The following is an 11188-nucleotide window of genomic DNA, read 5'->3' as shown; positions in this document are numbered from 1 at the left end:
GCTCGCTCAACGACCGTGGCGGGTCAGGGGAGGCGGTTGCCCTTCGCGAGGTTCTCGCGCAGCTCGGCGGCGGTCTGGCGCGCCGTGTACGCGGGCCGGTCGCGCTCGAGCCGCCACGACTCGCTGAGCGGTCCGGCGCTCACGGTGTCGTAGCCGAGGGCGTCGTAGATGCCGGTGACCAGTTCGACGGCGTCCTCGTGATCGCTCGCGGTGCCGAGCGCGCGACGGTTGGGGGTGCCCGCAGGCAGCCCCGTGGTGTCGATGTCCGCGGCGAGGATCTGGTTGAACGCCTTCACCACCTTCGATGCGGGCAGATGCGCCTGCACGAGGCCGGATGTCGTCGCCTCGCCGCGGTCGAGGGCGTCGATGTGTCCGTCGCGCTCGAAGTAGTAGTTGATGGTGTCGAGCACGATCTTCCCGGCGAGCGGCTCGACCGGCAGATCCTTCAGCGCCTTCAGCGGCACCGTCACCACGGCGATGTCGCCGGCCGCGGCCGCGTCGAGGGCGGTGGCCGCGGTGACCTTCGGTCCGAGCTCGGCGACCAGGTCGGCCAGACTCTCGGGCCCGCGCGAGTTGGCGATCACGACGTCGTAGCCGAGTCCTGAGAAGGCGCGGGCGAGCGCGCTGCCGATGTGTCCTGCACCGATGATTCCGATCGTTGTCATGACGGGCGGCAACCGGGCGAGGGCCGCGCGCATTCCGCGCGTCGACACGGGAGGAAATCCGGGAAACGTTTTCGGAAACCCGACCCGATGGTCCGGATGCCGTGTGACGATGTCGGGATGGACTACGTGCAACTCGGACGAACCGGCACCTCCGTCTCGCGGATCGTGCTCGGCACGATGAACTTCGGCGACCGCACCTCGGAGGAGGATGCCTTCGCGATCATGGACCGCGCACTGGAGCTCGGCGTGAACTTCTTCGACACCGCGAACGGGTACGGCGGCGCCGGCGGCCGCGGCACCACCGAGGAGATCATCGGCCGGTGGTTCGCCGCCCGCCCCGGCGTGCGCGACGACATCGTCCTGGCGACGAAAGTGCACTCGCCGATGGTGGATCCCACACCCGACGGCGACGTCGTGAACGCACGAGGGGCGTCGGCCTGGCAGGTGCGCCGCGAGGCGATCGGGTCGCTGCGACGGCTGCAGACCGACCGCATCGACCTCTACCAGTTCCACCACATCGACCGGCACATCTCGTGGCCCGAGCTCTGGCAGGCGATGGAGGTGCTGGTAGCCCGCGGCGAGGTGATCTACGCCGGCAGCTCGAACTTCGCGGCGTGGAACATCGCGCAGGCCAACGAGATCGCGACGCAGCGCAACTTCCTGGGGCTGGTCAGCGAGCAGTCGCTGTACAACCTCGTCCAGCGCTCCATCGAACTCGAAGTCATCCCCGCCGCGCAGAACTACGGCCTCGGCATCCTGCCGTGGTCGCCTCTGGCGGGCGGACTCCTCAGTGGCGGGTCGTCGGACGCCAAAGCGCGGTCGGCGACGGCAGGCGTCGCCTCGCGACGCGAGGAGCGCCGGGATCAGCTCGCCGCGTACGAGCGCTTCGCGCAGGAGCGCGGCTGGATGCCGTCGGCGCTCGGCCTGGCGTGGCTGCTGCACCAGCCGGGCGTCACCGGACCGATCATCGGCCCCCGTACTGTAGAGCAGTTGGAGTCCGCAGTCTCGGCGCTCGAGATCCGGCTCAGCGACGACGATCTGACGGCGCTCGACGAGCTGTTCCCCGGTCCCGGCGGACAAGCGCCCGAAGCGTACGCCTGGTAGCGCTCGCGGCCGGGCCGGTCACGTGCGGCGACGCCGGTCACGTGCGGCGACGCCGGTCACACGCGCCGGCGCCGGTCACGCGCGAGCGGCGCGCTTGACGTGCTCGTACGCGTCGAGCGCGGCCATCCGTGTCTCGCCGAGATCGACGATCGGCTCGGGAGGCTGCTCCCCGAGATGCTCCGGCGCCCATTCGCGCACGTAGTGCCCGTCGGCGTCGAATTTCTTCGCCTGCAGCTGCGGGTTGAAGATGCGGAAGTACGGCGCCGCGTCCGCGCCCGACCCCGCCACCCACTGCCAGTTGAACGGGTTGCTGGCGTCGTCGGCGTCGACCAGCGTGTCCCAGAACCACTCTTCCCCGCGCCGCCAGTCGATGAGCAGGTTCTTGACGAGGAAGGATGCCGTGACCATCCGCACCCGGTTGTGCATGTAGCCCGTGTGCCACAGCTCCCTCATGCCCGCGTCGACGAGGGCGACGCCGGTGCGGCCGCGCTGCCAGGCGTCGAGGTGGGTCGGCTTCAAGCGGGGCCACGGGAACGCGTCGAACTCCCGCCGGAGGTTCTGGGTCGCGAGGTCGGGGTGGTGGAAGAGGACGTGCCACGCGAACTCACGCCACCCGAGCTCCGAGAGGAACCTGCCTCCCGCCCCGGCCGCGACGGTCTCGTGCCATACCGTGTGCGGGCTCAGCTCGCCCCAGCGCAAGCGTGGCGACAGCAGCGAGGTCGCGCCGGCCGACGGCTCGTCCCGCGCGCGGTCGTACTGCGCGAGGTCGTCGTGCAGGAACTCGCGCAGCCGCCGGTGCGCAGCCGGCTCGCCCGGCTCCCACGCCTCGCGAAGTCCGGACGCCCAGTCGGGCCGGGTGGGCAGCAGCGCCCACTCGTCGAGGGACTCGGATGCCGGACCCCGGAGCGGCCCGCCGACCTCACGCGGCTCGGGCAGCGGCGCGCGCGGTGCGGGCAGCGCGAGGCAGGCGCGCCAGAAGGGCGTGAACACCGAGAACGGGGTACCGGCGCCGGTCCGCACCGTCCACGGTTCGAACAGCAGCGAGCCGGCAAACGACGACACCTCGACACGGTCGTCCCGGAGCGCGGACTTGAGCCCGGCGTCGACCTCGCGCTCGGGCCCGCCGTAGCGCCGGTTCCAGAAGACGGCGCCGGCTGCGGCATCCGTCACCGTCTCGCGCACCACGCGATCGGCGGGGCCCCGTCGCAGCACCAGGGTGCCGCCACGCTCGCGCAGCCGTTCGCCGAGCGAGGCGAGCGAGTGGTGCAGCCACCAGCGGGCGGCTCCGCCGAGCGGGCGGATGCCGGGGCTCTCCTCGTCGAGCACGTACAGCGCGATCACCGGCTCACCGCGGTCGAGAGCTGCACGCAGCGCAGGGTTGTCGGCGAGGCGCAGATCGTCGCGGAACCAGACGACCGAGGGACCGGGCATGCGCTCATCCTGCCCCGCGAGGGCAACACCGGGGCGGTCTTGACACCTGCGGGTCGATCGGCGTGCTGTTCGTCATGCGGTGCTGGCGCGCTCGAGCGTGCGGTGCGTCGTCAGAGGCCGTCGGTGCTGTGTCCGTGGGGCACGACCATCAGGAGCGCCGCGGGCTCGACGCGGGTCTTGACCGAGAGGGCCTCGCCGAACTCGTCGCCGTCGAGCTGGACCGGCTGCGCGTCATGCGTCGCCAGTTCGATGCCGGCACCGCGGGAGTACACCACGGCGTTGTCCTTCGTGCGCAGCGACAGTACGCGGCGCCCGGTCCGAAAACGGCGGAGGAAGCTGTTGTCCCACGCCACGCGGCGCCAGACGAACAGCCAGCCGAAGAGCCCCTTGGGCTGGAAGATCACGATGTCGAGCGCGCCGTCGGTGATCGAGGCCTCGGGAATGAGGTCGAGGCCGGCGGGAAGCTTGCCGCAGTTCGCGAACAGCACACTCTGCACGCGCGAGGAATGCAGCCGGTGGCCCGGCAGCTCGTACACGACGCGGAACGGCTTCGCGTTGGGCAGCGCCCGCGCCGCACCGTCGACGTAGGCCACCCATCCGACGGTCTTCTTCAGCTGCGGGTTGGTGTTGGCGATCATCGCGGCATCGAGTCCGATGCCTCCCATGACCACGAAGGCGTGCTCGGCGGTCGTGCCGTCGGGGCGGCTGAGCTCGGTCCAGCCGACGTCCATCGGGACGGTGTCGCCGTCGAACACGGCCTGCACCATCGCGGTCGGCTCGGTCAGCGGCAGCCTGAGGTTGCGGGCGAGCAGGTTGCCGGTGCCGCTGGGCACGATCGCCAGGGGCACGCCGCTGCCGCTCATCGCCTCCGACACGGCGCGCACCGTGCCGTCGCCGCCCGCCACGAGCACCGCGTCGGCGCCCTCGTCGAGCGCCTGCCGGGTGACGTCGTCGCCGAGATCGTCGACCGTCGTCTCGTAGAAGAGCGGCTCGGCCCATCCGGCATCCGCCGACAGCCGGGTGACCGTGTCGCGCAGCACGTCGGCGTCCACCTTGATCGGGTTGTACACCAGCGCGGCCTTGGGTGAGGGGCGCTCACCATCGGTCTCCAGCGGACGCGTCCGCCCCGCTGCATCCACGCGCCGCGCGTAGCCGGTCTCGTCGTCGGCGGTGTCGGCTTCGATGTCGTCGGGCTCACGGATGACGTCGTCGGGCTCCGCCGCCGCGGCCGGGTCGGGGGCGTCGTGCTCCCGCCGGTCGCCCGGGACGGATGCCGCACCCGCGGCTGGGTCCTCGCCCTCCTCGCCCTCCGGCGTGGCAGTGGGGGTCGACTGTTCGACCTGCGCCTCGACCTGCGCGGCGGCGACGTCGAGTTCGGCGGTGCTGGGGCCGTCGGCGTAGATCGCGTCGGCAGGGTGAGGAATGAGGTCGTCGTCGGCTGTCGCGTCCTCGCCCGTTCCAGATGCCGCCATGTGGTCCAGAGTAGGACGCGAATCGCCTCTCCGGCTCGAACGGCTTGCGCGTCCGGCCCGGCGGAGGCCGCCGCACAGTGCCGAACCAGCCGGCGGGGCGCCGCCACGGGGGTGCCGACTAAGATTGCAGAGTGATCGATCCCGTGCTGCTTCGCGACAATCCCGAGCTGGTCAAGCGCTCGCAGGAGGCGCGGGGCGAGTCGCCCGACACCGTCGACGTCGCCGTCGAGGCCGATCGCGGACGGCGCGCCGCCATCACGACGTTCGAAGAGCTTCGCGCGACGCAGAACGCGCACGGTAAGCGCGTCGCGCAGGCCCCGAAGGAAGAGAAGGCCGCCCTCGTCGCCGAAGGCAAGCTGCTCAGCGAGCGCGTGAAGCAGGCCCAGCACGCGGTCACGGCCGCGGAGGAGGCATCCACCGAAGCCTTCTCAGCGATCGAGAACATCGTCATCGAGGGTGTGCCCGCCGGCGGCGAGGACGACTTCGTCACGCTGCGCACGCACGGCGAGGTCCCCGCCTTCGGCTTCGAGCCCCGCGACCACCTCGAGCTGGGCGAGCGGCTCGGCGCGATCGACATGGAGCGCGGCACCAAGGTGTCGGGCAGCCGGTTCTACTTCCTCACCGGCATCGGGGCCCGTCTCGAGATCGCCCTAATGAACCTGGCGCTCGACCGCGCCCTGCAGGCGGGCTTCACGCCCATCATCCCGCCCACGCTGGTGCGCCCCGAGGTCATGCGCGGCACCGGATTCCTGGGCAAGCACGCCGCCGAGGTCTATCACCTCGACGACGAGGACCTCTACCTCGTGGGCACCAGCGAAGTGCCGCTCGCCGGCTACCACATGGACGAGATCCTCGACCTCTCGCGCGGCCCGAAGCGCTACGCCGGCTGGTCGACCTGCTACCGCAGCGAGGCCGGGTCGTATGGCAAGGACACCCGGGGCATCATCCGGGTGCACCAGTTCAACAAGCTCGAGATGTTCGTCTACACGACGCCCGAAGAGGCGGAGGGGGAGCACCTGCGCCTCGTCGAACTGCAGGAGCGCATGCTGCAGGACCTGGGCCTGTCGTACCGTGTGATCGATGTCGCCGCGGGAGACCTCGGTGCGAGCGCCGCCCGCAAGTACGACGTCGAGGCCTGGGTGCCGACGCAGAACGCGTACCGCGAGCTCACCTCGACCTCGAACTGCACGACCTACCAGGCGCGGCGGCTCGACATCCGCTACCGCACGCCCGCGGTCGACGGCAAGGGGACGGGCAAGACGCAGCCGGTCGCGACGCTCAACGGCACGCTCGCCACCACTCGGTGGATCGTCGCCCTGCTCGAGACGCATCAGCGCGAGGACGGCTCGGTCACGGTGCCGGAGGTGCTGCGACCGTTCCTCGGCGGACTCGAGGTCATGGAGCCGATCGCGTGACCGACGCGCATCTGCCCGCGACCGGGTCGATCAAGGTCGTCGCGCCGAAGAAGGCCGCGAAGCTCGTCGAGCGGGTCGCGCGCGACACCGAGAACCCCGCCGTCGCCACCGAGCAGCTCCTCATCGCGCTCGATATCGACGGCACCGTGCTGCTCGAGGACGAGTCGCTGAGCCCCGGCGTCGTCGACGCCGTCGAGCATGCGCACCGCACGGGGCATGAGGTGATGATCGCGACCGGTCGCAGCTGGGAGGGCACCCGCGGAATCATGCGCGTGCTGGGCGTGGCGCCCGAGTTCGTCGTGTGCTCGAATGGCGCCGTCGTGCTCAAGCGGATGGAGGCAGACGAGCTGCGCTACGACCGCTGGCACGTCGAGACCTTCGATCCCAGCGCCGTGCTCGAGCAGCTGCGTGAGCACCTGCCCGACGCCCGCTATCTCGTAGAGCTCCCCGACGGCCGGCGCCTGTACACGGAGTATCTCGCGGACTGGAACCTCACCAACGCCCGCCGCGTGCCGTTCGAAGAGCTCGGGGCCCAGCAGGTGTGCCGCATCGTCGTCGTGTCGCCCGAGAAGCGCGAGCAGGACTTCGTCGATCTGGTAGCCCGCATCGGACTCAACCACGTCTCGTACGCGGTGGGCTGGACGGCCTGGCTCGACATCGCGCCGCAGGGCATCGACAAGAGCACCGGACTCGAACTCGTGCGCACCGAGCTCGGCATCGACCCCGCCCACGTGCTGGTGATCGGCGACGGCCGCAACGACGTCGGCATGTTCCGCTGGGCGCTCGACAACGGCGGCCGCGCGGTCGCGATGGCCCAGGGACCGCAGGAGGTTCGGGATGCCGCGGGCGAGACCACGTCGTCGGTGCACGAGGGCGGCGTCGCCGAGGTGCTCCGCCGCCTCTGACCCTTCACCCCGGTCGTTGAGCGAGCGAGGCCCTCACCCCGGTCGTTGAGCGAGCGAGGCCCTCACCCCGGTCGTTGAGCGAGCGAGGCCCTCACCCCGGTCGTTGAGCGAGCGAGGAACGAGCGAGACGAAACGCGCCGAACCCGGCGCAAGTCGTCGGCTCGAGGCGTTTCGTCTCGCTTCGCTCGCTCAACGACCGGGATCGTTCTCGAGGCGTTTCGTCTCGCTTCGCTCGCTCAACGACCGGGACCAACTGGGGAAGGCGCGTTCCTCAGAGGATTGCCAGGCGCCGTTGGAAGAATGGGGCCGACAGTGCTGTCGGCTAGACTCGACGCCTGTCGACGGATGCCTCCCTTCGGGGTGGCATGCGCCGGGAGGGTTGTCCGAGCGGCCGATGGACCTGGTCTTGAAAACCAGTGGGCAGCAATGTCCCGTGGGTTCGAATCCCACACCCTCCGCAGAGTGATGTGCCGGGGGCGACCGTGAGACCGCAGCATCCTTGAGAGGGAACCAAGTGAGCTCGACGCACAAGCCCACGAGGCGGGGCCGCCGCACGGTGGCCCGCCACGGTGAGCTGTCGTCTCCGAGCCCGGTCGGCTTCATCATGAAGCTGGTCGGCATCGTCGCCGCGGTGGTGCTCGTGTCGGGTGCCGGTGTCGCGGCCTATGCCGCCACCGACGTGGTCGCAAGCTTCGCCGACGGCGCCGTGGAGCTCGAGGGCCAGGGGCCGGTTCCGCCCGATATCGGCGCGATCGAGGGCGGCGTCGACATCCTGCTCGTCGGCACGGATGAGTGCGAAGAGGAGTACGCGTACCTCTTCGGCGCGCGCTGCACGGGTGCCGACGCCGGCGGGCAGCTCAACGACGTGAACATGCTCGTTCACATCTCCGACAACCCGCGCCGCGTGACGGTCGTGTCGTTCCCGCGCGATCTGATGATCCCCATCCCGTCGTGCACCCGTGAGGACGGCTCGACGACCTCGCCGACGTCGAAGACGCAGATCAACGAGGCGTGGGGCTACGGCGGCCTGTCGTGCGTGGCCAAGACCGTCAGCGATCTCAGCGGTCAGAACATCCCCTTCGCCGCCAAGGTGAGCTTCGGCAACGTCATCAACATCACCGATGCGATCGGCGGCGTCGACGTCTGCATCGGCAACGGCGGCATCAAAGACAAGTACACCGCCATCAACTGGGGCCCCGGCCCCAGGACGATCCAGGGCGTCGAGGCGCTGCAGTTCCTCCGCACCCGGCACGGCCTCGAGAACGGGAGCGACCTCGCGCGCATCTCGAACCAGCAGCAGTACATGTCGAGCCTCGCCCGCAAGCTCGTGAGCAGCGACGTGCTGTCGGATCCGGGGACGCTCTACAGGCTCGCCACGACCGCTGTCGACAACATCACGCCGAGCGAGTCGCTCACCAACCCGATGACGCTCGCGCAGATCGCACTCGCGATCAAGGACGTGCCGTTCCAAGACATCAACTTCGTCCAGTTCCCGGTGATCACCGATCCCGCCGATGCGAACCGCGTCGTCCCCGACGATCGACTCGCCGAGAAGCTCTGGGCCGCACTGGCAGCCAACCAGCCGATCGAGCTGACCAACGACCAGAACAACACCGGCGGGGTGGTCACCGTAGACCCGCAGCCGACCGAGGCGCCCGTCGAGACGGCGCCGACGCCCGGCACCAGCGCCACGCCGGCGCCGACCGAGGCGCCCGTCGCACTGGACGACATCCCCGGTCAGTCGGCAGCGGACCAGACCTGCTCCGCCGGCAACGTCAGGGCCAACGGCTGATGGCGGGGTCGAAGCGGCCCTCGGGAGAGGGCCGGGCACCCCTCGCGCGCCACGGTGCGCTGAAGTCGCGGCATCCGTTCGTCACCCTCTTCGCCATGCTGGGCGTCGTGCTCGGCGTGTTCGGGGTGAGCGCGGCCAGCGTGGCCGCGTACAGCGTATGGGACGCCACGCAGACGGTGACCGCCAACGCGGTCGTGCTCGATGATGAGAAGCCGCTGCCGCCGTCGCTCGGAGCGATCGAGGGTGGCGTGAACATCCTTATGGTGGGCACGGACTCCTGCGAGGGCGAGAACGCCCAACTCTCCTCGGCCTGCCGTGCGGGCGACACCGACGGTGAGCGCAACGACGTGACGATGCTCGTGCACATCTCCGACGAGCCGCGCCGCGTCACGGTCGTGTCGATCCCGCGTGACATGCTCGTGCCGATCCCGTCGTGCCCGAAGGCGGACGGCAGCGGCAACCACTCGGCGATGTCATCGCAGCAGATCAACGCCTCGTACCAGTACGGCGGACTCGCCTGCACGGTGCTCACGGTCGAGTCGATCATCGAGGACGAGATCGACTTCGCCGCGGCGATCCGCTGGGCGGGCGTGATCAACATGTCCGACGCCATCGGCGGCGTCGACGTCTGCGTCGCAGACGACATCAGCGACCCGCATACCGGACTGAGCCTGACCGCCGGCACGCACACGCTCGAGGGCGAGCAGGCGCTGCAGTTCCTGCGCATCCGCCACGGCATCGGCGACGGCTCCGACCTCGGCCGCATCTCGAACCAGCAGCAGTTCATGTCGTCGATGGTGCGAAAGCTCCAGTCCGACTCGGTTCTCGCGAACCCTGGGACGCTGCTCAATCTCGCGACCACTGCGATCAATCAGGTGCAGCAGAAGCAGCTCGTGCTGAGCTCGGGACTCACCAACCCCACGCTCATGGTGCAGATCGCCATGGCCGTCAAGGACGTGCCGTACGAGGACATCGTGTTCGTCCAGTACCCGACGCGCTACGTCGGGGGTGCCACCAGCAGCCGCGTGATGCCGGTGAAGGATGCCGCGACCGTGCTGTTCGACGCGCTGAAGGCCAACCAGCCGCTGACCCTGACCGGCGACGCCAGCCAGGGCTATGGCGTCGAGGTGACGGGTGAGGCCGTCAAGCCGGAGACGGCACCCACGCCGGCGGCGACCGAGCCTGCGGCGGAGGCGCCGCCGACCGCTGAGACGCCTGCCACGGCGGAGACTCCGGTGGCAGAGGCGCGGGTCGAGTTGCCGTCCGACATCGCGGGTCAGACCGCGAAAGACATCACCTGCACCCAGCGGCAGAGGTAGCCTCGGCAGGCGGCGACGGGGCCGGGCTGCGGCATCCGCTCGCCCTCTACGGCCGGCTGGTCAGGTCGGATGTCCCTGACTGTCGGTGTGATCGCTCTGCGTCGAGAACTTCGAGACGAAGACGAGCCAGCTGCCGTCGGCCTGCAGCGTGGCGACGCCGCCATCCTGCCAGATCCCGTTCTCGGGCCACCACTGCGAGCCGGCGGGGTCGCCCTGGTTCTGGTGGACGTTGTGCATGCCCTGCACCGAGGCTGGTGCCGCGCCCTCGGGGAACGGCTCACCCCACACCAGGGTGAGCGCGCCGACGCGCAGCGTCGCCTCCAGCGCCTCCGAGGCCTGCAGGTGATCGCCGGAGCGCCAGGGCCTCAGCACCGGAATCCAGAACCACGAGCGCTCGGCGGGTACGGCATCCCTCGCGCGGAACAGCCGCTGCAGGAACCTTCGGATGCCGACCACACGCAGGGCGGGATGACGGATGACGTCGATCGCCCCGGTCGTCGGCGCGGAGACGAGGCCGGTGAACGCCGGCGGCGGGAGCATCGGCCAGCCCAGCTTGGCGCTCGTCGTGCGGACGGTCTTCCACTGCACACCGGTTGCCGATTTGCTGCTGTCGACATCGACTGCCACCTTGAACTCGCGCGCTCCGCTGCGAACCCTGAGGTTGACGTGCCACCAGCGCCCGAACTCGTCCGGGTCGTCCCGCTCGTGCGACGTGAGGGTCCCGCTGAGCACTCCGTACTGTGTGAACGGCATACCGGGAAGAGCGGTGCGCTCGTGCGGTTGATACGAGCGCGTGGGCTGAAGGGATCGCGGGCGGTGTCGCGTCGGCCGCATCAGCGGGTGCAAGAAGCGGCGCTCGTCTCGGTTATGATTGCTGGGTGCATCCGCGCTTCGCGCCCGGATGCCTGGAGACGTCGCATAGTCAGGCCTAGTGCACCACCCTGCTAAGGTGGAGTCCTCGTAAGGGGACCGAGGGTTCAAATCCCTCCGTCTCCGCGTTCGGTTCTGGCCCTCGATCCCTTGAAAACACTGGGATCGCGGGCCATAGCTTTTTCATAGAACCGCGATTTGCGAAGAATCTGCGA

The 11188-nt window shown here is 69.9% G+C and carries 9 protein-coding genes and 2 tRNA genes; 7 read left to right on the top strand and 4 right to left on the bottom strand.

What is annotated here, in order from left to right; genetic code table 11:
- Positions 1-23 precede the first annotated feature (23 nt).
- Complete coding sequence (locus tag B1729_RS03740; protein ID WP_163620772.1) at positions 24-665, bottom strand: NAD(P)-binding domain-containing protein; 642 nt, start codon at positions 663-665, stop codon at positions 24-26.
- Between the two features lie 117 nt (positions 666-782).
- Between B1729_RS03740 and B1729_RS03735 the strand changes: the two genes are divergently transcribed.
- Entirely contained in the window at positions 783-1769 is a 987-nt protein-coding gene (locus tag B1729_RS03735) for an aldo/keto reductase (RefSeq protein ID WP_163630759.1), read from the top strand.
- A 75-nt stretch (positions 1770-1844) separates the two neighbouring features.
- On the opposite strand, the gene B1729_RS03730 is transcribed toward B1729_RS03735, so the two are convergent.
- Both B1729_RS03730 and B1729_RS03725 read right to left on the bottom strand, forming a co-directional pair.
- Positions 1845-3200: a deoxyribodipyrimidine photo-lyase gene (locus B1729_RS03730; RefSeq protein ID WP_163630756.1), complete on the bottom strand. Its 1356-nt coding sequence runs from the start codon at positions 3198-3200 to the stop codon at positions 1845-1847.
- 110 nt (positions 3201-3310) lie between these two features.
- Entirely contained in the window at positions 3311-4672 is a 1362-nt protein-coding gene (locus tag B1729_RS03725; protein ID WP_163620775.1) for a diacylglycerol kinase family protein, read from the bottom strand.
- Between the two features lie 131 nt (positions 4673-4803).
- Between B1729_RS03725 and serS the strand changes: the two genes are divergently transcribed.
- The 5 genes from serS (at position 4804) to B1729_RS03700 (ending at position 10103) form a co-directional block, all read left to right on the top strand.
- Positions 4804-6087 carry a serine--tRNA ligase gene (gene serS, locus B1729_RS03720; protein ID WP_163620776.1) on the top strand — a complete coding sequence of 428 codons (1284 nt, stop codon included), beginning with the start codon at positions 4804-4806 and terminating at the stop codon, positions 6085-6087.
- Positions 6084-6992 carry an HAD family hydrolase gene (locus B1729_RS03715; RefSeq protein ID WP_163620777.1) on the top strand — a complete coding sequence of 303 codons (909 nt, stop codon included), beginning with the start codon at positions 6084-6086 and terminating at the stop codon, positions 6990-6992. The genes serS and B1729_RS03715 overlap by 4 nt, the downstream gene beginning before the upstream one ends.
- A 373-nt stretch (positions 6993-7365) precedes the next feature.
- Positions 7366-7450 (top strand) — tRNA-Ser (locus tag B1729_RS03710).
- 56 nt (positions 7451-7506) lie between these two features.
- On the top strand, positions 7507-8784 hold the full coding sequence (locus B1729_RS03705; RefSeq protein WP_239525980.1) for an LCP family protein: 1278 nt from the start codon (positions 7507-7509) through the stop codon (positions 8782-8784).
- Entirely contained in the window at positions 8784-10103 is a 1320-nt protein-coding gene (locus B1729_RS03700; RefSeq protein ID WP_163630754.1) for an LCP family protein, read from the top strand. Before B1729_RS03705 ends, B1729_RS03700 begins: the two co-directional genes overlap by 1 nt.
- Before the next feature lie 60 nt (positions 10104-10163).
- Here B1729_RS03700 and B1729_RS03695 read toward each other — a convergent pair whose 3' ends face one another.
- Positions 10164-10856, bottom strand: coding sequence for a DUF2278 family protein (locus B1729_RS03695; RefSeq protein WP_163618489.1), 693 nt, complete (start codon positions 10854-10856; stop codon positions 10164-10166).
- 154 nt (positions 10857-11010) lie between these two features.
- On the opposite strand from B1729_RS03695, the gene B1729_RS03690 reads away from it, so the two are divergent.
- Positions 11011-11099 (top strand) — tRNA-Ser (locus B1729_RS03690).
- The last annotated feature ends 89 nt before the right edge of the window (positions 11100-11188 follow it).

The sequence above is a fragment of the Microbacterium sp. B35-04 genome (genome assembly GCF_010634885.1).
GTDB lineage: Bacteria > Actinomycetota > Actinomycetes > Actinomycetales > Microbacteriaceae > Microbacterium.
The sequence above is the reverse complement of the archived record's forward strand: the minus strand, read 5'-3'. Positions and strand labels throughout refer to the sequence as shown.